The sequence below is a fragment of the Acidobacteriota bacterium genome, from assembly GCA_038040445.1.
Classification (GTDB): domain Bacteria; phylum Acidobacteriota; class Blastocatellia; order UBA7656; family UBA7656; genus Onstottus_A; species Onstottus_A frigus.
Genome location: JBBPIG010000003.1, coordinates 318,138 through 338,707 on the forward strand (window position 1 = coordinate 318,138; position 20,570 = coordinate 338,707).

Below are 20,570 nucleotides of genomic sequence, written 5' to 3' on the forward strand. Positions count from 1 at the left end.
CCAACTCGGAACTCTGAACCCGAAACGCGGAACTGAGTTTCTATGTTCAGAGGGTTCAGATCAATCTTCTACAAAGAAGTCATCCAGATCAGCCGCGATCCACTGACGCTGTTGTTGATGCTGGCCATGCCGATGATCCAGCTATTGGTCTTCGGGTACGCGATCAACACCGACGTTCGAGACATCAAAACGGCCGTTTACAACCTCGATCCCGGGCCTCAATCGCGCGACTTGCTCCAGGCATTTGAGAACACTGACTACTTCCAAATTGTGCGGTATGTCGGTTCCGATGAAGAACTGAACAACGCGATCGTCGCGGGCCGGGTCAAAGTCGGCATAAAGATTCCGCCGGACTACTCCGGCCGACTGCTCGCGAATCGACAAGCCACGGTGTTGGTGTTGATCGACGGCTCTGATTCGAGTATCGCTACCCAGAGCCTCCAGGTGGCATCGCAGGTTGGGCTCACCGAGTCGCTCGCCCGGCTGAGTAACGAGCTGCAAAGCTCTCAGAACCGCGCATCGCAGCTTCCGATCGAGGTGCGACCGAAGATGCTCTTCAACCCCGATTCGCGATCTGCGAACTTCATGGTGCCGGGTCTGATAGCGGTGATTCTTCAGATCATCACCACGCTGCTGACCGCCTTTTCGATCGTACGTGAACGCGAGCGCGGCACGCTCGAGCAGTTGCTGGTCACGCCGGTGCGGCCGTTCGGGCTGATGCTGGGCAAGCTCGTGCCTTATGGCCTGATCGGGATCGTGGAGACGTTCACAGTATTGACGGTGATGAGGCTGGTCTTCGATGTGCCCATCAAGGGTTCGCTTCCGCTGCTGATCTCGCTATCAATTCTGTTCCTGTTCACGGCGCTGGCGATTGGTCTTTTGATTTCCACGAAGGCCCAGAATCAAATGCAAGCCCTGCAGTTGGCCTGGCTCATAATGCTGCCGTCGGTGCTGCTGTCCGGGTTCATGTTTCCGCGCGACTCGATGCCGGTGGTGATGCAGATAATCGGCTATCTGGTGCCGGCGACCCATTTCATGGAAATAATCCGAGGGATAGTCTTGCGGGGTGCAACTCTTGTGGATCTTCTGCCCGAAGTCGTCACTCTGGTTGTGATGGGAATAGTGCTGCTGGTGCTGAGCGCTTTCAGATTCCGCAAGAAACTCGCGTGAGCCGTCGCACAGACTTTAGTCTGTTTCTGGTGGACTTGGTTTGCCTGTTAGCTGACAAAACAACAACACAGACTAAAGTCTGCGCTACAAAAAAGTGCGGGCGCCGCGGCCAACCTACAGCCTCGGCGCCCGGTGAGTAATGGAGGAGGATTCACCCCAAGCGACACGCTTGGACTAACAAGTAGGACTCCGACTATCAGGCGCATTAGAATTCATCGTAGTCCACATTGTTCACTCACACGTCTAATAACGCGGGCCGCCAGGTTCGGTTTCAAAAAAAGTGCCGGAGCGTGTTAGAAAAAACGTTAAAGTTTTTTAATTCTCATTTGGAGCGCCGCAAGGCTATGGCTTGAAGTTCAGGTGTGCATCGTCAGGTTCTTGACAATAGAACAAGCGGCGCCGCGAAGTCGACACAAAGGGTTTGAACCAGGCGATTCAAAAAAGTTCGGGGCGCTTCTGCAAGCGCCCCGAACGAAGGAGAAGGATTGTCTACTCTGTTCTGAACTCAGGTCCCGATCGGCGAAGAAAATCGTTTGCACATCCCTCTTAGCCGCGCCGGAATCTTTCGCTCATCCATTTGAACGCATCGGCTGCGATTTTGTTCCCGCTAGTTACATCGCTAGTTACATCGCTAGTTACAGGGCCGGCGACGGCGCCTACGAGTTTTTCCGCGCGCTGCGGCCGGTACCTTTTCCAGCCATTTGAGAGCTTCGTCGAATCGCTCGAATAGCCGTTCGTCTTCGCGAAACGAGCGGCCGTGATAGATAGTGCGGCCCGAGACCAGGCGCGCCGGATGCTTCACGTGCAGCATCTCGTGATACAGCACGTACTCGACTACGAAGCGTGGAATGGCCGCGTCATCGAGCGTGCTGCTAATGATGATCGCGCGATGCACGTTGTCATGGTGGCCAAGAACGCGCCGCGTTTGGCGCTGGCTCCAGGAGAGGGTGGGGCGTTCGAGCCGGCCGTCGAAGTACCGTGCATTCAGTTGTGTGAACATCTCGGCCAGGTCGTATGCCTTGCCAAGGGAAGAAGTCGTAATCTTATACCCGCGCCGGCGTCGAGCCGCCTGCGATGCATCCAGGATCGGAGGATGAAGAGCGTGCTCGCGATATATGCGCTCGTGCGCCTTTGACGTTTTTAGCCGATAGAGCTTTGCCACAAGTATGCAAGCCAGGGCAAAGAGGACCTCGCGCGGAGAGCCGACGAGTATGTCCGACACTCGAGCCAAAACCCGCCCCTGGCGCAGCCTGATGGTGGACGAGAGGCCCGCGTACGGATAGAAGCGAGCTTCAACCTTCGGCCTCGGCTCTTTCTTCAACAGTGCTCCGAGCGCTTGTTCGAACACCGATTCGAGGATGTCGTCTGAGGTGACCGGTGAGTAGAGATGTAGCTGTTCGTATTGGCTCATGACCGGCGACCGAAGACCGACGACGGATGACAGCTCGGGTGTCGGCCGCCGACGTCGGTCGCCGGTCCTCGGTCGCCGGTCGTTGTGCTACTTCTTCTTGGCGTTCGGATTGTCATCCGGCTCGATGTACTTTTCGCGGTAGTGCAGATCAAGCTGCTTGTTGTCAGGCGTGCCGTCGCCGTCTATGTCGACTTCAACCTTGAGCTTGCGATCTTTGCCCTCACGCCGCGTGTTTGTGGGTGAATACCCCAGGCTGTACTGGCTGCGAAGCATCGCTTCAATGCTTCGCATGATCGAGGGAATCTCGCTCTCGAAGGTCATCGGGAAGTATGCGCCGCCGCTCAGCTTCGCGAAGGTGTTGAGCCCGTTGTACGCCTGCAGGAACTCAAGTCTTGTTTCCGGCGGAAGTCTGTCTCCGTACTTCTTGAAGAAAAGGTTGCCGACCCCGACGATGAAGATCGGCACTCCCGCGCGGGCCACTATTTTCATCGCCTTGTCATAGGTGAGGCGGCTAAACGTATCGATCCCTAAGGTCACCAGAATGACCGCCGAGTGTCCTTCGATCTCCTGCAAGCCGGTGTATTGGCTCTCACCCGAGTCCTCCTCAAAAAGCTGCAGCGCTTTGCCGCCCAGCAATACGAAGGAAAGCGAGTCATAGATATTCGCTTCGCTGAAGTTCAAGGTGTCACGATAGGCGGTGATCACTGCCTGATATAACCGCCCGCTGTCTCCAGTGAAGTCCTGAATGACTTTCGGCCTCATGCTGTAGGTCACAACCGCAAGATGATCGTCCGGCTTGACGAAGCTGCGCACAAATGTCGCGGCGGATTGAAAGATCTCCTGCGCGAACGTCGGGTCGTAGTAGTTAGTCCATCTCCGGTTCCGAAAACTGTTCTCGAGCAGGAGCACCGCGGTCATCGGGCCTTCGCCGGAAGCGAAGTTTGTGGTCTCTTGTTTCACACCATCTTCATAAATCGTGAAGTTCTTCTTGGTCAGGTTCGAGTAAAGCCGTCCGCTCTTCTTGTCGACCACGGTGACGTCTACGTTGACGACCTGGGTAGAGAGCTTTATCGGCGGCTCCTGTTTGAAGTCCTTCGGTAAAGGTGGAACTGGCTCCTGAGGCTGCTCGGATCCCTTTTTCTCGTCGGTCTTCTTTTCTACCTTCTTCTTCTCCGGCTGGCGTCCGCTCTGCGCCGTCACACTCGATCGCGGGACAGCGGAGGTGGTCAACAAAACAGCTAGAAGAGCGGCGACTACCGCTGCTCTGATGAGCGCAAATGACTTCATAAATCCTCCGGCTCTGACTGAATCGGGCTGGAACTATCCGAGCACTCCTCAACGAATCTTAGCAGAGAGTCATAGACATTCAAACTGGGGTCGATGATGGTCGGTCGGCCGCTCACAGGGTTCAGGGTTTCTGGCTTCGGGTTTCTGGTTTCTGGTTCTTGACTACGACAGTGGACATCGGACGCCAGAAGCCGATACCAGTGACCAAGAACTAGAAACGAGAAACCACAAACCAGAAATCACAAACCAGAAACTATGCGCTATCCGGGCGGCAAACCACCCACGCGACGCTAGCTCATGGGATCGAATCCTGCTACTCTAATGCGCTGTTTTGCTACGAGCCGTACCCCAGTTGCGGTGGACTAACAGAGTTGAAACCTTAATAAGAAGGCTAGTGGAGGAGAGCATGGCTGAATTCAGTCCGGAGCTGCGGAAAGATACGATCAGCGGCCGGTGGGTAATCATTTCGTCGGCGCGCGCCCAGCGGCCCGAAGCTCCGGAGCCGCGACGAGAAGAAGAGACGCCGGAGGCGCGCGCGCGTTGTCCCTTTTGTTATGGGCGAGAGGACCAGACTCCCCCCGAGATATTCGCTATGCGAAAAAAGGACGAGATTCCAAACACTCCCGGATGGCTCACCCGCGTGGTGCCTAATAAGTTTCCCGCATTCGGGATCTTTCCTGAGATCAATCTGCGTCGAGTTGGCATGTTCCAGATCGCAACCGGTTACGGCGCGCATGAGGTCGCGATCGAATCGCCCGACCACGACACCTACCTTGAGCACCAGCCGCTTGACCAGATCGCCCGCATTGTCGACACCTGGTGGGAACGGCACGTCGATCTCGAACGTGACCGCAAGCTGAAATACGTGTTGTTATTCAAGAATCACGGCAAGGCTGCCGGCGCTTCGCTCACTCACCCGCATGCTCAGATAATCGCGACGACGGTCATCCCCGACGCGCTTAAGAGCAAGCTGCGCCATGCGAAGGACCATTTCGTCAACGGCGAGGGCTGCATTTGGTGCCGCCAGCTCGATCAGATGTTCTACTACGAGAACAAGATCTACAACCCGGACGGGACAGTGCTGGTAGCGGTTCATCAGCGCGATCGCGTCGTGGCGGAAAACGAGAAATTCGTCGCGTACATCCCGTTCGCTCCGCGCATGCCCTACGAGATTCACATACTTCCGAAGAACCATCAGTGCTCGTTCATTCAAACATCGTCCGAAGAGCGATTAGAGCTTGCGAAGATGTTGAAGCTGGTGTTGATGAAGGTCTACAAGATGCTGGGCAATCCGGCGTACAACTTCTACATTCATTCGGCGCCCAATCTAAACGTTATGCCTAGAACCGGCGACTACGGCACGATCCGCGAAGACTTTCACTGGCACATCGAGATACTGGTGCGAACTACCATATGGGCGGGATTCGAGCAAGGGAGCGGCATGTACATCAATCCGCTCAACCCGACCGACGCCGCGCGGTATCTGGCAGAGACTGAAGTTGATGCGTGAAGGGTGATGCGTGAAGCGTAATGCGTGATATGCAGAGCCCGCTTGGGATTCTAAGGCCGCAGTCACGCATCATGGATCACGGATCACGCATCACGCATCACGTATCACTCCTGAAGTATCTGCTCCTTTGAAACACTCGATCGTCGAAGTACCCGCGCAGCAACTCGATCTCATCGCCGCTCGCGCCCGGCAGAACGGTCACCACGTCGTAGCGGTAGGGCTCCTCGAAGACCTTCATCAACTGGCGATATCGCCTTGCGGCTTTGGCTATTTGGCGCTGCTTTCTCAGGTCGACCGCTCGTTCGGGCGCCGCCAGATCGTCCGACGTGCGCGTCTTCACTTCGACAAATGTCAGCGTCTTGCCATCGTAAGCGATGAGGTCAATCTCAGCGGTCAGCTTCTGCCCGCGAAGTCCTCTTCCAAGCGGCACTCGAAAGTTGGTGGCTACGATTTGATAACCCTCGTGCTCTCTTAGGTAGTCGAGCGCGATCCGTTCGCCGCGTGCGCCCAGTTCCAAATGGGCCGCGCGAGCCGGGCCGATTCGCCTTCGTAAGACCCCTTTGATCCCGTCAATCATAAAATCATAGTGAAGACACGCCGCCGTCGTTTGTCTGCATAGCGACGCGATGACCGCGACCAGCGCATCTTACTCAATACCCGCTGCTTGTAAAAGCTCCGAGCCGCAAGCTACAGTGAAGCTCTGCGATCAGACATGGAAAAGATAGAAACAACATCAGCGGCAGTCGCGCAATCGGAGCACGCCAAGGCTCCGACCGTCGTCATACTCGGCCGCCCAAATGTCGGTAAGTCCACCCTGTTCAACAAGCTCACCGGTAGACGGCGCGCCATCGTTGGAGACGAGTCGGGCATCACCCGCGACCGAATCTACGGCCGCGCCGAGTGGGGAGGACGCGAGTTCCACCTGGTCGACACCGGCGGAATAATACCCGATGACAAGGAACTGATTCCCGCAAACATTTTGAGTCAGGCTCGCACCGCGCTCGACGAAGCATCGCTGATCCTCTTTGTTGTGGACGCGCGCGCCGGGATCACCCCGCTCGACGAAGAGCTTGCGGAACTCGCGCGCGTGACCGGCATACCCGTCTTCGTCGCGGCCAACAAGGTGGACACCGCCAAGCTTGAAGCCGACTCGCTGGAGTTCGAACGCTGGGGACTGGACGCGGTGTTTCCGATCTCAGCCGAGCACGGCAGCGGAGTAGCCGAGATGCTCGATGCCGCGCTCGAAATTCTCGCAGCGCCCGAAGTCCACGAACAGCATCGCCGCGAAATCCGGCTCGCAATCGTCGGCCGTCCAAATGTCGGCAAGTCGTCTCTAGTGAATCGTCTGGTTGGCGAAGAGCGCGTGATCGTCTCTCCCATACCCGGCACAACACGCGACGCGGTCGATACCGAGCTCGAGTATCAAGACACTCACTTTCGTCTGATTGATACCGCAGGCATTCGCCGCAAAGGCAAGACTGAGCTTGTCGCCGAGAAGATTTCAGTGGTGATGGCGCGCCGAAGTCTCGAAGACGCCGATGTCGCGATCTTGATGATCGACGCCATCGAAGGCCCTACGGCGAACGACGCTACGATCGGCGGCTACGCTCACGAAGCGGGCGCGAGCATGATCATCGCCGTCAACAAGTGGGACGCCGTTGAGAAGACAGCCGATACCACCAAGGAGTATGCGCAGCGTATACGCGATATGATGAAGTTCGCGGAATACGCGCCGATTGTGTTCATCTCGGCAAAGAGCGGTCTGCGCGTGACGAAACTCCTCGAGCTTGCGCGGCACGCTCACCAGGAACGCAACAAGCGAGTCTCGACTTCAGAGCTGAACCGTTTCTTCGAGCGGAATCTCGAACAGCCTCGCGCGACCACACCTTCGAAGTATCCCTTGCGCGTCCTCTACATGACGCAAGCCGGGACCAGTCCGCCGACCTTTGTGGTTTTCACATCGTCCCGCAGCCCAAAAGCTAAGCTGCATTTCTCCTACGATCGCTACCTCATCAACCGGCTCCGCGAGGAGTTCGGTTTCTTCGCGACACCGATTCGAATCAAGCAACGCAGGAAGGCGAGCCAAGCATCGCAAAGTCGCTGAGCCGCACCGTTCCTGGACTACGAACCGACAAATTGATTTCTGTGATCGGAGGGAAACCGATGCGTTCCACCCTGTTTATTCTCGTTCTCAGTTTGCTCATTCCCCTTTGTGTCGCCGCGGACGACCAACCCGCTCGAATACGAGTCCCGGATCTCGACAAGACGCCGATTGCGGCGGGACCGCTGAAGATCAGGATCACCAAGCTCAAAGGAAGCTTCATGAAGGTGGGCAACGGCAGCATCGAAGTGGAGGTCGAGAACGGCTCGACGGGGTTCGAGAGTTTCTCGCCGCAACGACTATCGCTGATAAACAAGGACAACCTTCAGATCAACGTTGTGGGCGCGAGACGAAGCTCCTACAGAACTGTTCCCCCATACGATCCCCGGATGCCCAGCGGTCCGCTTGACAGAAGGATAGCGCCCGGCGCGCGCATCAAAGAGACTTATTCGCTGAGCGGGAAAGTGCACCTGCCGATGAGGTTGTACTACGACGAGAAGCTTTTGGCTGAGATTGTGGAGTGAGCCGAAAGTTTCCTCCCGGAGCGCGCGCGTTGAAAGTCGATGGAACAGAAAGGGACAAGAATTGAAAATTGAAAATTGAAAATTAGAAATTGAAAATTGCGGCACGGCTTTGGAGTCTCCGGCCAATTTGAAATTTTCAATTTCTTCTAATTTCAATTTTCAATTCTCTCTCGCTTCTTAGCGCGCTCTCTAACCTATGTCTTCGACGGCGCCTCGTTGCCTGCCTCAATCGCGGCCTTGCGGACATTCACTCTCGCCAGCAACGCCAATCCCACAATAAAGAAGACGATCAGCGACAGAATCGCTATCCGATAGCTGCCCGTGAACTGAAGCGCCAACCCAAACATCAGCGGCGCAAGCCAGCTCGTTCCCTTGTCGCTCACTTCATAGAGACTGAAGTACTCCGCCTCCTGACCCTTTGGAATCATCAGAGAATAGACCGAGCGGCTCAGCGCCTGACTCCCTCCCAACACGATCGCGATCACCGCGCCGAGAATAAAGAACTGCAGCCTGGTCTGTAACAGCCCATATGCGTAGATCAACACGCCCGTCCAAATCACCAGGCTGACCATGATCGCGCGCTTGTTGCCAATCGCCTTCGCCACCCAATTGAAAAGCAGCGCCCCAAAGAACGCGGCGAACTGCACCAACAAGATCACCTGCACAAGCGTGGATTGATCCAGTTTCAACTCCTCCGCGCCGAACACCGACGCAAGCGCGATCACCGCCTGAATGCCATCGTTGTAGAACAAGTACGCGATCAGAAACAGCAGAGTCTGCGGATAGCGCCGCGCCGTGCTGATCGTGTGACGTAGCTGCTTGAAACCCGCCGCGACGTAGTTCTGGCCCGCCGGAGGGGCTTTGACCGGCAGCCGGTTCTTTAGCGTCGAAAGCGGAATCAGGGTGAACACCGCCCACCACGCGCCCGATGACGCGAGGCTTATCCGCACCGCTTGGCCCGGAGTCAGCCCGAACGACTCTGCCTTCGAAAACAAGTAGAGGTTCAGCGCCAACAACACGCCGCCGCCGAGATAACCGATCGCCCAGCCGACCGACGATACGCGATCGCGATCTTCAGCGCTTGCGATGTCGGGCAAAAACGAATTGTAGAAAACCAGGGACGCGCCGTAGCTGAGGTTGGCAAGCACGAACAACCCCCCGCCAAGCAGGTAGTTGGCGCCTTGCAAAAAGTACAGCCCAACCGTCGCAAACGACCCGAGGTAGGCAAAGAGCGCGAGCATCTGCTTCTTGCGATGAGAGGAGTCGGCTATCGCGCCCAGTATCGGCAGGAATACCATCTGCAACCCTACCGACAGCGCAACCACGTAGGGAAAGAACGAGCCGTAGAAGACCTTGATTCCGAGCGGATAGACAAACGTGTTGCCTTCGCCCAGCGATTCAGCAGCGGCTTTGGCTATGCCCGTCAGATAAGGCCCCAGAAAGACGGTGATAACCGTCGTGTAAAACGCCGAGTTGGCCCAGTCGTAGAAGTACCACCCAATCTGTTCGCGGCGATTGTTCATGGCTCGCTGAGGTGCTGATGAAGCGTGATGAACGTGCAGGATACGGTACGCGGTCTACCTTATCAAGCATCGGCGGGTAGTGTCCTAATCTTGTGTTGATATTTGCATATGGCCTGGCGACGACCCGATTACGGCGACCGAATATTTGGACTGCGGCGGCCTTTGTGCGTTGCCGACGCTTTTGGTTATCGCCCCCCAAACGACAGAAAGCGGTGGCAACGCAAAGACGCCACCGCAGTCCAAATACGCGGTTGCTTGATCGTGTCCTAGTCGACCAACACTAGATTAGGACACTACCGCACGCTTTGCGCCGCCGGCGTAGCGGGCGAAAGCTTTCTAGTCCCGTTGTTGCGGAGCAATCGACGCTGCTAGGATTGCCGGGCACGAGTAACTTTCTCAAGAAGGATGCCTGGTCCATCTCAGCCGAAGGGCGCAACACGATTTCGATGGAAGCCTACAAGGACGATCTAGCTTTCATTCACGATGTTGGGTTCGGCGATTTCGCGAAGAACTCTGCGCCGGGACTGCTTGAGATCCTGCGTAAGAATGGAATCAAAACGGGGCTAGTCGTGGACCTGGGCTGCGGAAGCGGGCTCTGGGCACGGGAACTCTCGAAGGCGGGTTACGATGTTCTGGGAGTAGACATTTCGGCGGCGATGATCGCGATGGCCCGCAAGCGAGCACCGCGGGGCGAATTCCAGACAGCGTCTCTTCTGAAGGTCAAACTCCCGCAATGCGACGCGGTCACCTCGCTCGGGGAGTGTTTGAACTATCTGTTCGACAAGAGCAATCGCATGAGCGAACTTCGCCGGCTGTTTCGTCGCGTCTACACCGCTCTGAAGCCGGGCGGTCTCTTCTTATTCGACATTGCCGAGCCTGGACGGGGAAAGGGCCCGCGTCAGAAACATCGCGAAGGACGTGACTGGGCCGTTCTGGTAGAAGTTGACGAAGATGCAAGAACCAACCGGCTGACGCGCCGGATAACAACGTTCCGAAAAGTTGCCAGGCTCTACAGACGCGATGAAGAGATTCATCAACTGCAACTCTACAAACGAGCCGAGGTGGCGAACGAACTTCGTCGTGTGGGGTTTCGAGTACGCACTATCGACGGCTACGGAGCGCAACCGATGATCGAGGGCTGCACGGGGTTCGTAGCGCGGAAACCTTCATAAGTTCCAAAAGGGTCAAGTCGCTTCACTTGGCAACGGGGTATCCGCGAAAATCGGCCGAATCAGTGTCATCCGTGGTCTATCCGAACTCATAGACCACCGATCACACGGGTTTGACGAATTCGCACGGATTGTTTCGTACCCACTTGATCGGTAGCCAAACGGCTATTACTCACTAGTAAAGACCAATCACGCGCCATGTTTCGACCTCACTACGATGCCGCTGCCGGGGCCGTGCTGCTCGCCGTACTCGATCATCGTTCGGCCTTCGACAATCACGTGCTCGATTCCAACCGGAAACTGTTTTGAATCTTCAAAGGTCGCGCGGTCCATGACTCGCTGGGGATCGAACACCACGATATTCGCTTGCATGCCCTCGGCAATGAGGCCGTACCTTTCAAGCCGGAAGGTCTCCGCGGCGAGCCCGCTCATCTTGCGCACAGCCTCTTCGAGCGTCAACAGGTTCTGCTCGCGCACGTAGCGGCCGAGTATGCGCGGATACGTGCCGTAAGCGCGCGGGTGAGGCTTGCCGCCAAGCAACCCATCCGTGCAGACGTTCACATAAGGCTCGCACATGATTTTTTTCACGACTTCTTCTGACTGGCTGAAAGAGATCATGCCGATGCCCATGCGCTCTTGGGCGAGGAGATCGAACGCGAACTCGACGGCCGCGACTTCGTTTGCGGCGTCGCCGTCCGGCAGTGCTATCGCTGTCGCCTCCGCGAGGTTCTTGCCGACCCATTCCGGATGATGGCCCGAAGGAATGTCGGAGATGATGATTCCTTCCGGCCCTGACCACTTCCAAAAGTTGTCCCACTCCGAGCGCGAGCGGTCGAGCATCGCGTCGCGCATGCGTCCGCGCTCGTCAGCGCTTGCTAAACGCCCGAGCGTCGATTCGACTCCTCCCGCGTGAGCCCACGGCGGCAGTATCGCGCCCAGCATCGTCGAGCCTGCGATGTAAGGATACTGATCAGCCGTCAAGCGCATGCCTTCCGCGCGAGCGATCCGAACCATTTCCAGCACGCCGTCGATTACCGGCCAGTTTTCGCGGCCGGCAACTTTGAAATGCGATATGTGGACTCGCGCGCCCGAACGCTTGCCGACTTCGATCATCTCCGCGACCGCGTCTTCAAGATAATCGCTCTCGCTGCGCATGTGGGCGACAAAGACTCCATCGAATTCGGCAACCGCTTTGCACAGCTCGATCAACTCAGCGGTATCCGCGAAGCAACACGGTGGATAGATCAAGCCGGTCGACATGCCCATCGCGCCTTCACGCATGGACCGGCGAATAAGTTCTTGCATCGCGATGATCTCCGCGGGCGTTGCGCGGCGATCTTCCATACCCATCGAGTTCAAGCGAACCGCCCCGTGCGGGATCAAGTAACTGCAATCGAGTGCCGGACTGGCGCGCTCGACCGAGGTCAGGTACTCACCAACCGACTCCCAATCCCATTCGCGATCGAGCTTGCCCAGCAGCCCCGCGAGCGAGCGTTCCATCTGCGGGCGATCGGCTTTTCGAATCGGGGCAACGGAGATGCCGTCCTGACCGAAGACTTCGAGGGTGATGCCTTGTCGAACTTTCATCGGCAGCTCGGGCTCGGTGAGCACGCGAAGGTCCGAGTGGCTATGCGTGTCGATGAAGCCGGGGGCGATGACCAGCCCGTTGCAGTCGAGTTCTTCGGGGGCGCCTTCAAGAGAGCCCGGCGCATCGATGGCGAGAATCCAATCGCGCCGGATCGCTACATCGCCGATGATTCCAGGGAGGCCGGTCCCGTCGATGATTGTACCTCGCTTGAGAATGAGGTCTGGCGACTTGATCATCCGGCTGCCTCATTGCCTGCGCTGCTCTTCGAGCTGTTGACGGCAAGAAGCTCGAGCTGGTTCCCATCCGGATCGTCAAAGTAAAGCGAGGTCGAATTCATCCATTGATGAAAGACCGGACCCTCGACTTCAACGCCTCGCTCGCGCAGCATTGTCGCGGCGCGCTCAATATCGGCTTCATCGATCGTGAATGCGAAGTGCTGCAACGGCCATTCGCTTTTGTCTTCTTGAAGGACGACCATTCCGGCATCGCCGCCAGCTTTTAAGAACAGCCAGTTGCGTTTCTGATCACGAATGCCGACTTCCAGGTCCAGCACGTCGAGATAGAACGGCTCTGCCTTTGCGAGATCCTTCACTCTAATCGCGACTTCATAGACTCCACGGATCGGTAGCATACGCTTTCCTCCTTTCGAACTGCTTACGCGGCCAGGAGAGGCGACACTTCGCTCGGCTCAACGGGGCGAACGTTGAGTTTCGTGAGGACCTCATTTAGCACGTCCGCGCTGACCTGATCCGGAGCCGTAATCTCAATGCCGATCGGCTGGCCACCCTTTCCGTAGTCGATCAAGAGTCCGTTTCCAGCCTTTTCTGTGCGCTTACTCTTCTCCCCCGGCTCTCTCGGAAGATATAGGTAAGCGGCAACCGCCTTGCCCTTGCGAAACGTGATTTCTAAGTAACGATCTTTCATTTTGACCCCTTAGGGACAGGATAGGCCGTAACAACGACCAACAGCTTCAGCGGCTCATCAGGTTCAACGATGACTTCCCATTTCCGCCGTCTGTATCTTGTATCTATCACCCATCGTCCTTGGGCAACGTCCGAACGATAGCCAGTCGCTCTTTCAAGCATCGCACGCAAATCAATCTCGTTGAAATCGCGATCCAGCATCCTCTTTTCCAGATGGGCGGTAAGCTCTAGTTCCCATTCCCACCATTCGGGCCACTTAGGCATTCTGGTCGCCATCCAACTTGGTTTGATTGCCGCGCTCGAACTGCGCGCGAGGGTAGGTTAACACGGAAGCGGAGACTCCTTGCAAGCAGTTGGGGGTTTGCTATGATGCATCCGCCGCTTACGCGCACTTGTAGTTCTGGGAGCCAAACATGCCTGCCTCTTCAAGCCGTGTCGCCCTTTACCTTCAAGACAAACACCCGCTGCGCGAAGCCATCGATTACGTCCGTTATGCCGAATCGCGGGGCTTCGAAGCCGTGTGGCAAGCCGAATCGCGACTCGTGCGCGATGCTATCGTCCCGATGGCCGCATACGCCGCGACCACCGAACGAATCAAGATCGGATCGGGTGTAATCAACAACTGGACTCGCAACGCGGCGTTGATCGCTGCGACGTTTTCGACGCTCGACGATTTGGCGCCGGGCCGCGCGATGTGTGGACTCGGCGTGTGGTGGGAGCCGCTTGCGACCAAGGTCGGAGTAAATCGCCGCAAGCCGCTTCAAGCGATGCGTGAGACGGTCGAAGTCGTGCGCCGATTGCTGGCGATGGAGAAGGTCACCTTCAAAGGCGAGTTCGTTCAAGTCGAGGACATCGAGATTGACATCGTTCACGGCGAGCGCTCGCCGAAGAACGTTCCGATCTACATCGGGGCTACTGGAATGAAGATGATGGAGCTCGCGGGTGAGATAGCCGACGGAGTGTTGCTCAATTATCTCGTCTCGCCCGCCTACAACCGCGAAGCGATGGGCCATCTCCGTGCCGGAGCCGAACGCTCCGGTCGCAGCATTGAACAAGTCGATCGTCCCCAACTGATCGTCTGTTCGTTGGACAAAGATCGCTCGCGAGCTTTGGACAACGCCCGTGAGCTAGTCACACAGTACCTGGGCCAGCAACCGCACATCATGAAAGCTAGCGGGGTGAGTCAGGACCTGCTCGATGAGATCGGCCGCGTGTTGACCTGGCCGGCGGAAGAGCATCAGATCCGCGAAGCGATGAAGCTAGTCCCCGACGAAGTCGTTCAGCTCATCACGGCTTCGGGCACATCCGACGAATGCCGCGCGAAGGTGAAAGAGTACATCGAAGCGGGCTGCACTTGTCCGGTGCTATATCCGCTCGGGGACGACGTGCGCGCGATGATCGATGCCTTTAGCTGAGTTAAGTGATCGCTGAGGTCTAGCAGGGTGCTGAAAAAGCCAAACGGGGCCACACTAGGGAGGGCCGAGAATCCCACCAACGCAGTTGGTGGTTCGTTCATATCCGACCTGGCTCTGATCAGCCGGAAAATGAATCGGAGCGGAGAATTAGGCTGGGTATGAACGATCCACCAACTGCGTTGGTGGGATTCGGGACCCCGGCCCAGTGTCTCGTGTAGGCTGGGTATGAACGATCCACCAACTGCGTTGGTGGGATTGCATCTGAATACTCGTGTATCATCGGCTTTTTCAGCACCCTGCTAGGCGCGCTAAACGGGGCGTTGCACGCAGGTCGAGCGCGAGGATGCGTTGGAAGATGGAAAATCGCAAATGGAAAATGGAAAATCCCTTCAGCCTTCTGGAGTGAGAACAGTAACTGCCACGAGGTATGTCACCCCGTTACGCGAGGGTGGATCGCTTCCAGCGATAGTCGAAGCCGATGACGATGGAATGTATGTGCTCAAGTTCCGTGGCGCGGGTCAGGGACCCAAGGCTCTAATCGCGGAGCTAGTGGCGGGGGAGATAGGCCGTGCAGTAGGGTTGCCCGTGCCTGAGATTGTCTTCGTTGAACTCGACCCCGAACTCGCTCGCACCGAGCCGGACCCCGAGATCCAAGACCTGATCAGGGCGAGCGCCGGTCTAAACCTCGCCCTCGACTACCTGCCAGGTTCCGTAACGTTTGATCCGGTTGCCGAGAAGCTCGACGCCGAACTCGCCTCGATGGTCGTGTGGTTCGACGCTTACGTGACTAATGTTGACCGTACGCCGCGCAACGCGAACATGCTCATGTGGCACCGCCGGCTCTGGCTCATTGATCATGGTGCAGCCCTCTACTTCCACCACACCTGGACCAACTACTTGGAGCGCAGCCGCGACGCTTTCCCCTGGATCAAAGACCATGTCTTGCTGCCGTCTACATCTCCGCTCTCTCTTCGCGAGGTAGACTCGAAGATGACCGAGCGGACCACACCAGACATCATTTGCGGTATAGTAGAACTCATTCCCGACGCTTGGTTGGCCGCTGAGTCTCAGGTTAGCGACTCCCCGTTTGGCGGGTCCGCCGAACATCGGGATGCTTACATCGAGTATTTGCTGAGCCGGCTCGAGGCGCCGCATGTTTTCCTGGAGGAGGCGATCCGTGCGCGATCACTATCCGTATGATTACGCCGTATTCCGCGTAGTTCCGAGAGTCGAGCGTGAAGAGTTCGTGAACGTCGGAGTGATAGTCTCGTGCCCCGCCAGAAAGTTTCTCGAGGCCCGCGTTGAACTGGATGAGCAGCGGCTTATGGCCCTTGATTCATCGCTTGATATCGAATCAATCCGAGTTCATCTGGCGACCATCCCGGCTATCTGTGCCGGCGGAGAGCAGGCAGGTCCAATTGGTCTACTATCACAGAGGGAGCGCTTCCACTGGTTGGTGGCGACCCGAAGCACGACTATCCAGGTATCCGCAGTGCACACCGGTAGCTGCAAGAACCCAACCGAAGTGCTCGAGCACTTGCTCAACACGATGGTGCGCCCGCCTCGCTCAGCGACAGACCCCGCCTAGCGATTTAGCCATCCTGTCACGGCCTCGTCTTCCAGGTGCAGGGATGTCGGTGTTGATCAGGACAGCGAGGATCGCAACCTCTTTCGCTTCAACTGTGAAATAAACGGAGTAGGGGAAGCTGCTGAGCAGCGCGCGCCGAGCCCTCTCGTCGATAGCCGGAAACATTAAAGCGTTGTCTCCGATGCGTCTGATTGCGGTTCGAGCTTCGAGTTTGAAACGCATTCCCAGACCGGGCTCTTGGCTTTCATACTATGATGCAGCCTCTTTAATATCGGCCTGAGCGTCTGGTCGAATCGAGACGTGTCGTTTCATTGGTCACTCGACCGATTTTGAATCTCCCAGTGTGAGTTCCTCTTCAAATTCCTCCCAAGTCTTTCCCTCACTCGGGCTCGCATCATAGGCTGCCAATCGCTCCGCGAGTATCTGGCGATGCCAATCAGGCACCGGAACCTCTTCTGGTCGCGCTGCAATGTGGTCCCAGAGAGACTGGACGTAGTCGATTTGCTCTTCAACGGATAGCGCGTCAAATCCGGGCGGTGGGAGTGGCAATGTCTGAGACATCGGAATTTCCTCGAAGCCGAGCATACCACGGCTGCACGTCAGGGTACCGCGAGATCATCTAACTACTCGGTGTCTCCTCAGCGAGCGGCGGGATGTCGAAGTATTTCTCCAACATCATGTCAGCCGTTTGCAAAGCGCCTTCGACCCAGCCTTGAGCGTCCGAATAAGCTTCACCGCAAATGTAGAGCGGCGCGTCCGCAGGCTTGAGAATCTTCTCCTTCACGGTCTGGCTCTTCACGCCGATGTTCCATGAGTTCCAACCGCCCCCGAACGGATCGTCGCCCCAGTCCTTGAAGCTCGCATCGATCACGTCAGGGATAAACCCGAGCCCGTGGATCACCGCCAGTTGACGCTGGACCTCTCGCACCATTCGCCGAGGCGCACGATACTTGAGCCACCGAGCATTGGCGTTTTCTTCAGCGCTTCCCGCAAACCATTCCATATCGGTCGTGGCGCGAACGCCTGCGCGCCAGCCGACCCCGCGTTTCGTGCGGAAGCCGTCCCAGAAGCCGATGTTGACCCCGTCGTCATAACTCGCCATCAGCATCGCGCGGCCTCCCAGCGCCGGCTCGCCGTCAAACCTTGGCCAGTAGTAGGTCTGGCGCACCGGCAGATCGGTTGTCGTTCGTCCTTTCTCGACTCCCGCCGGCAGCCACCACGGATTCAGATAAGTCGTGAACAGTTTGAACAGTGGCCTCGGGGTGACGCTCTTGATCAGAGTCACGACACTCTCCTGTTGAAGCAGCGGGCTCGCAGGTGCGAGCAGCTCGAGTGCCCGTCGAGGCATCGCCAGGATCAACGCTTTTGCTCGAACCGGCTTTCGATTCTTAAACCGTATCTCGAACGTGCCGCCCTTATGCTCGAAGCCGGTCACGTGCGCGCCGCAATGAACTTTGCCGTGCCCTTTCTTGACTCGCGCCTCAAGGGTCAGCGGTACCTGCTGAAATCCTTTTTTGAATCCCAGGTATTCAGGGTCCACGCCAAAGTCCGACAAGAACCACGGTATCGCATCCGCCGCATTCCAATTCGACAACGTAGTCTCGTACCCCCCGGCGGCGAGCGCGAGTTGATAGGCTTCTCCGCTCATCACCCGCGAGAGCACTCCCCAGAACCCTTGCTTGTAAAGAGGCTGGCCGGCGAAGCTCGTGCTCTGAGCCATCTGTCTGCGCTGCTCATCGTTGAGACCGGGGTTGGTAATGCCCGGCACTATTTGTTCGATAGCGCTCACCGCGAGCTGGCCCGGTGTTTGACCTTGCTCCTGGAAGGTCAAACGGTATGGAACGGGAGAAGGGGTCTTGCCGAAATCCGACAGCCGCAAGTGGACTCCGCGCAGATACGAGATGTTGTCAGGCTGATCGACCGGAAACGGATAGGTTTCGATGTAGTCGTCGGGTTTGGCGTCTTTGTTCAAGACGTCGATCAATTTGGTGATGCGCGGTTGCACGGCAGGCAGAATGCGCATGCCTCCCAGTTCGGCCTTCATGAAAGGAATGTGCGGCGGCGTAACCGACAGCAGGCGGCCGCCGATCTCGTCGCCCGCCTCGAAGACTGCGACGTTCTTCTTGCCGCCTTCGGTCATCAGTCTCCAAGCCGAATACACGCCGGATACCCCGCCTCCGACAATTGCTACATCAAGGATCTCGTCAGCCATCGACTTTCACCTCCTGGTCTTGGGAAGGGAATGAGACTCCCATTCGTCAAACGCGGTGAATCTTACGCTGTGGGCTTTGGCATATCAAGCGGTGGGTGTAGAGGCCGGTCGGGTCCCCATCGGGAACGGAAAGGGTGAACGCTGCTTGGTGATCACCAGTCTTCTCTTCGCATCAGAACGTAGCGAAGCCTCAAGAAAAGAAGTTATTCACTACTGACCACAAAGCGGGCCGTACATTTCCGGCCGCCGGTCGCGATAGAACTGCCAGTGCGTTCGCACTTCTTTGATCTGGTCGAGGTCCAGGTCAGCCACGATCAACTCGTCTTTGTCCTCGCTGCCCTTAGCCAGTATTCGGCCGTCCGGGTTCGCGAAGTACGATGAACCGAAGAACTCGCCGATGTTCCAGGGCGCTTCCGTGCCCACTCGATTGATCGTCCCAACGAAGTAGCCGTTGGCTACCGCGTGCGCCCGCTGCTCCAGCTCCCACAAATAATCGGCGTGTCCTTTAGTAGTCGCGGACGGAATGAAAACGATCTCCGCGCCGTTTAACCCTAAGGCTCGCGCGCCCTCAGGAAAGTGCCGGTCGTAACAGATGTACACTCCGATGCGCGCGTACTTGGTTTCAAAAGTCGGAAAGCCCAGGTTGCCCGGCGTGAAATAGAACTTCTCCCAGAAGCCCGGCAGACAATGCGGTATGTGAGACTTGCGATACTTGCCGAGATACTTCCCATCAGCATCAATGACAGCGGCGGTGTTGTAGTACACGCCGGTCATCTCTTCCTCGTAGATGGGTACGACCATCGCCATTCTGTGCTGACGCGCAATCTCGCACATCAGTTGAGTCGTCGGTCCATCGGGTATGCGTTCGACCAGATCGTACCAGTGAGGGTTCTGTTCGGCAGGGAAGTAAGGTCCATAGAAAAGCTCCTGGAGGCAGATGATCTGCACGCCTTTCTTCGCCGCGTCGTCGATCATCGAGACGTGCTTATCGACCATGGCTTTTTTGATTTTCTCGATTGAGCTTTCGGCTGGTTCTACATTGGCGGCTTGTATCAGTCCGCATCTGACTATTCTTGGCATTTTCCGATTTCTCCTATCGTTCGATCACTATGGACCTCACCACCTCATCAGTCGATTGATGATATCGACTACGGCCGGGTCATCAGGGAAAATCACCGGCGTATCTTTGACGCGCACGGTCCGATCGCCGGCTCGGCGCGCCAGTACGTGGACCGGACAGCCGCACGCGCTGTAGATGAAAGTCAGGTCGCGCTCCTGACCATCCGGCCAGATGTCCCGCACGGGCAAGTCCCCGGGTTTGACCTTCGCATCGATGATCGAGTTGGGATTGGCTGAGCCGTCTACGGTCAGCGTGGTCCCTCTTCCATTGTCCAGCAGAATGGTCAGATTCTTGGGCTGAATCGGCTGCGACGTTGGATTGATCTTGCCACGCCACAGCGTCTCGCCCGTTCGCTTGAAGACTAGCCATCCAAGACCGGGCTTCTCGCTGCTCACGTGCATCGACATGTGCAGCTTGCCATCGGGCGTCGGTTCGCCGTACGCATCAAGAACGGCAAACGTGCGGCCTTGACCGTCGTCTGGTTGGTAGCGTCGTTCGACCTGGGTCAACGCTTGCGCGATGGACGGGACCTTCGGGCCGAAGTCCAGCTCGACCGTAACCATCACGGCTTTAGCTACGTCCATCGTCACCAACTCAGAAGCCGCCTTCGGCTGTTCGGCCACTGGCGCCTGCGGTGGAGCAGCAGGACGCGCAGGCGAGGGTTGTGTGGGCGGCTCGCTCTTTGCGCAACCGGAGAGCACTAGCAAAGCCAGGATGGCGGCGCGCTGCAGCCATCTGCGGGCCGCGGCAGCGTCGGGGTGATTGTCGTTCCTTGCGACTTCGTTTGACATTCGAATTCGATCTTTCGGTTATTGCCGAGATTTAATTTGATTGAAAGCTAAAAGTAGCAAACGCATTGCTGAAAGGGCAACAGAGGCGGCGGTGCGCGTCAGGTTTTCGCGGATCATCTCTGACAGAGACTATGAAAACTCCGGGAATACCACCCCACGGCAGTGGGTGGATAGTCTCTGTCAGAGGTGATGCGCGAAAACCTGACGCGCATCAAGAGGTTGCTAGAGCGAAGCCTGT

At 57.1% G+C, this 20,570-nt stretch carries 20 protein-coding genes; 8 read left to right on the forward strand and 12 right to left on the reverse strand.

Annotated features, from left to right (window positions below):
• Positions 1-42: 42 nt before the first annotated feature.
• Entirely contained in the window at positions 43-1,170 is a 1,128-nt protein-coding gene (locus tag AABO57_05205; protein ID MEK6285118.1) for an ABC transporter permease, read from the forward strand.
• Between the two features lie 631 nt (positions 1,171-1,801).
• Here AABO57_05205 and AABO57_05210 read toward each other — a convergent pair.
• Both AABO57_05210 and AABO57_05215 read right to left on the reverse strand, forming a co-directional pair.
• Positions 1,802-2,581, reverse strand: a complete 780-nt coding sequence (locus AABO57_05210; GenBank protein ID MEK6285119.1) for a SprT-like domain-containing protein — start codon at positions 2,579-2,581, stop codon at positions 1,802-1,804.
• Positions 2,582-2,668: 87 nt separating this feature from the next.
• Positions 2,669-3,868 (reverse strand): VWA domain-containing protein, encoded by a 1,200-nt coding sequence (locus AABO57_05215; protein ID MEK6285120.1) that lies wholly within the window; start codon positions 3,866-3,868, stop codon positions 2,669-2,671.
• Between the two features lie 406 nt (positions 3,869-4,274).
• On the opposite strand from AABO57_05215, the gene AABO57_05220 reads away from it, so the two are divergent.
• Positions 4,275-5,378, forward strand: a complete 1,104-nt coding sequence (locus AABO57_05220) for a DUF4931 domain-containing protein (protein MEK6285121.1) — start codon at positions 4,275-4,277, stop codon at positions 5,376-5,378.
• A gap of 97 nt (positions 5,379-5,475) precedes the next feature.
• Here the strand turns inward: AABO57_05220 and AABO57_05225 are convergent, their stop codons facing one another.
• Positions 5,476-5,955 carry a YraN family protein gene (locus AABO57_05225; GenBank protein ID MEK6285122.1) on the reverse strand — a complete coding sequence of 160 codons (480 nt, stop codon included), beginning with the start codon at positions 5,953-5,955 and terminating at the stop codon, positions 5,476-5,478.
• 135 nt (positions 5,956-6,090) lie between these two features.
• Here AABO57_05225 and der point away from each other — a divergent pair, with 135 nt between their 5' ends.
• Both der and AABO57_05235 read left to right on the forward strand, forming a co-directional pair.
• Positions 6,091-7,482, forward strand: coding sequence for a ribosome biogenesis GTPase Der (gene der, locus AABO57_05230; GenBank protein MEK6285123.1), 1,392 nt, complete (start codon positions 6,091-6,093; stop codon positions 7,480-7,482).
• A gap of 59 nt (positions 7,483-7,541) precedes the next feature.
• Entirely contained in the window at positions 7,542-8,003 is a 462-nt protein-coding gene (locus AABO57_05235) for a hypothetical protein (GenBank protein ID MEK6285124.1), read from the forward strand.
• A gap of 194 nt (positions 8,004-8,197) precedes the next feature.
• On the opposite strand, the gene AABO57_05240 is transcribed toward AABO57_05235, so the two are convergent.
• The gene (locus AABO57_05240) at positions 8,198-9,526 is read right to left on the reverse strand and encodes an MFS transporter (protein ID MEK6285125.1); all 1,329 of its coding nucleotides are present in this window, start codon (positions 9,524-9,526) and stop codon (positions 8,198-8,200) included.
• Positions 9,527-9,831: 305 nt separating this feature from the next.
• On the opposite strand from AABO57_05240, the gene AABO57_05245 reads away from it, so the two are divergent.
• Complete coding sequence (locus AABO57_05245) at positions 9,832-10,698, forward strand: class I SAM-dependent methyltransferase (GenBank protein MEK6285126.1); 867 nt, start codon at positions 9,832-9,834, stop codon at positions 10,696-10,698.
• Positions 10,699-10,884: 186 nt separating this feature from the next.
• On the opposite strand, the gene AABO57_05250 is transcribed toward AABO57_05245, so the two are convergent.
• The 4 genes from AABO57_05250 to AABO57_05265 are packed head-to-tail and all read right to left on the reverse strand — an operon-like array spanning position 10,885 to position 13,470.
• Complete coding sequence (locus AABO57_05250; GenBank protein MEK6285127.1) at positions 10,885-12,519, reverse strand: D-aminoacylase; 1,635 nt, start codon at positions 12,517-12,519, stop codon at positions 10,885-10,887.
• Positions 12,516-12,914 carry a VOC family protein gene (locus AABO57_05255; protein ID MEK6285128.1) on the reverse strand — a complete coding sequence of 133 codons (399 nt, stop codon included), beginning with the start codon at positions 12,912-12,914 and terminating at the stop codon, positions 12,516-12,518. The genes AABO57_05250 and AABO57_05255 overlap by 4 nt, the downstream gene beginning before the upstream one ends.
• Before the next feature lie 23 nt (positions 12,915-12,937).
• Positions 12,938-13,207, reverse strand: a complete 270-nt coding sequence (locus tag AABO57_05260; GenBank protein ID MEK6285129.1) for a DUF2283 domain-containing protein — start codon at positions 13,205-13,207, stop codon at positions 12,938-12,940.
• Entirely contained in the window at positions 13,204-13,470 is a 267-nt protein-coding gene (locus tag AABO57_05265; protein ID MEK6285130.1) for a hypothetical protein, read from the reverse strand. Before AABO57_05265 ends, AABO57_05260 begins: the two co-directional genes overlap by 4 nt.
• Before the next feature lie 149 nt (positions 13,471-13,619).
• On the opposite strand from AABO57_05265, the gene AABO57_05270 reads away from it, so the two are divergent.
• From AABO57_05270 to AABO57_05280, 3 genes are all read left to right on the forward strand, one after another.
• Complete coding sequence (locus AABO57_05270; GenBank protein MEK6285131.1) at positions 13,620-14,621, forward strand: LLM class flavin-dependent oxidoreductase; 1,002 nt, start codon at positions 13,620-13,622, stop codon at positions 14,619-14,621.
• A 369-nt stretch (positions 14,622-14,990) separates the two neighbouring features.
• Complete coding sequence (locus AABO57_05275) at positions 14,991-15,821, forward strand: HipA family kinase (protein MEK6285132.1); 831 nt, start codon at positions 14,991-14,993, stop codon at positions 15,819-15,821.
• Entirely contained in the window at positions 15,799-16,209 is a 411-nt protein-coding gene (locus tag AABO57_05280) for a DUF3037 domain-containing protein (GenBank protein MEK6285133.1), read from the forward strand. Before AABO57_05275 ends, AABO57_05280 begins: the two co-directional genes overlap by 23 nt.
• 315 nt (positions 16,210-16,524) lie before the next feature.
• Here AABO57_05280 and AABO57_05285 read toward each other — a convergent pair whose 3' ends face one another.
• The 4 genes from AABO57_05285 to AABO57_05300 all read right to left on the reverse strand — a co-directional run bounded on the left by AABO57_05285 (position 16,525) and on the right by AABO57_05300 (position 20,332).
• Positions 16,525-16,770, reverse strand: a complete 246-nt coding sequence (locus AABO57_05285; protein ID MEK6285134.1) for an addiction module protein — start codon at positions 16,768-16,770, stop codon at positions 16,525-16,527.
• Between the two features lie 58 nt (positions 16,771-16,828).
• Entirely contained in the window at positions 16,829-18,421 is a 1,593-nt protein-coding gene (locus tag AABO57_05290) for an FAD-dependent oxidoreductase (protein MEK6285135.1), read from the reverse strand.
• A gap of 210 nt (positions 18,422-18,631) precedes the next feature.
• Positions 18,632-19,501 (reverse strand): nitrilase-related carbon-nitrogen hydrolase, encoded by an 870-nt coding sequence (locus AABO57_05295; protein ID MEK6285136.1) that lies wholly within the window; start codon positions 19,499-19,501, stop codon positions 18,632-18,634.
• 36 nt (positions 19,502-19,537) lie between these two features.
• Positions 19,538-20,332, reverse strand: coding sequence for a hypothetical protein (locus AABO57_05300; GenBank protein MEK6285137.1), 795 nt, complete (start codon positions 20,330-20,332; stop codon positions 19,538-19,540).
• Positions 20,333-20,570 lie beyond the last annotated feature (238 nt).

Coding starts and splice junctions, on each gene's coding strand:
- AABO57_05205 (MEK6285118.1), top strand. CDS start 43: ATGTTCAGAGGGTTCAGATCAATCTTCTACAAAGAAGTCATCCAGATC.
- AABO57_05270 (MEK6285131.1), top strand. CDS start 13,620: ATGCCTGCCTCTTCAAGCCGTGTCGCCCTTTACCTTCAAGACAAACAC.
- AABO57_05240 (MEK6285125.1), bottom strand. CDS start 9,526: ATGAACAATCGCCGCGAACAGATTGGGTGGTACTTCTACGACTGGGCC.
- AABO57_05300 (MEK6285137.1), bottom strand. CDS start 20,332: ATGTCAAACGAAGTCGCAAGGAACGACAATCACCCCGACGCTGCCGCG.
- AABO57_05235 (MEK6285124.1), top strand. CDS start 7,542: ATGCGTTCCACCCTGTTTATTCTCGTTCTCAGTTTGCTCATTCCCCTT.
- AABO57_05220 (MEK6285121.1), top strand. CDS start 4,275: ATGGCTGAATTCAGTCCGGAGCTGCGGAAAGATACGATCAGCGGCCGG.
- AABO57_05290 (MEK6285135.1), bottom strand. CDS start 18,421: ATGGCTGACGAGATCCTTGATGTAGCAATTGTCGGAGGCGGGGTATCC.
- AABO57_05215 (MEK6285120.1), bottom strand. CDS start 3,868: ATGAAGTCATTTGCGCTCATCAGAGCAGCGGTAGTCGCCGCTCTTCTA.
- AABO57_05210 (MEK6285119.1), bottom strand. CDS start 2,581: ATGAGCCAATACGAACAGCTACATCTCTACTCACCGGTCACCTCAGAC.
- AABO57_05275 (MEK6285132.1), top strand. CDS start 14,991: ATGGAAAATGGAAAATCCCTTCAGCCTTCTGGAGTGAGAACAGTAACT.
- AABO57_05295 (MEK6285136.1), bottom strand. CDS start 19,501: ATGCCAAGAATAGTCAGATGCGGACTGATACAAGCCGCCAATGTAGAA.
- der (MEK6285123.1), top strand. CDS start 6,091: ATGGAAAAGATAGAAACAACATCAGCGGCAGTCGCGCAATCGGAGCAC.
- AABO57_05260 (MEK6285129.1), bottom strand. CDS start 13,207: ATGAAAGATCGTTACTTAGAAATCACGTTTCGCAAGGGCAAGGCGGTT.
- AABO57_05265 (MEK6285130.1), bottom strand. CDS start 13,470: ATGCCTAAGTGGCCCGAATGGTGGGAATGGGAACTAGAGCTTACCGCC.
- AABO57_05250 (MEK6285127.1), bottom strand. CDS start 12,519: ATGATCAAGTCGCCAGACCTCATTCTCAAGCGAGGTACAATCATCGAC.
- AABO57_05285 (MEK6285134.1), bottom strand. CDS start 16,770: ATGTCTCAGACATTGCCACTCCCACCGCCCGGATTTGACGCGCTATCC.
- AABO57_05225 (MEK6285122.1), bottom strand. CDS start 5,955: ATGATTGACGGGATCAAAGGGGTCTTACGAAGGCGAATCGGCCCGGCT.
- AABO57_05255 (MEK6285128.1), bottom strand. CDS start 12,914: ATGCTACCGATCCGTGGAGTCTATGAAGTCGCGATTAGAGTGAAGGAT.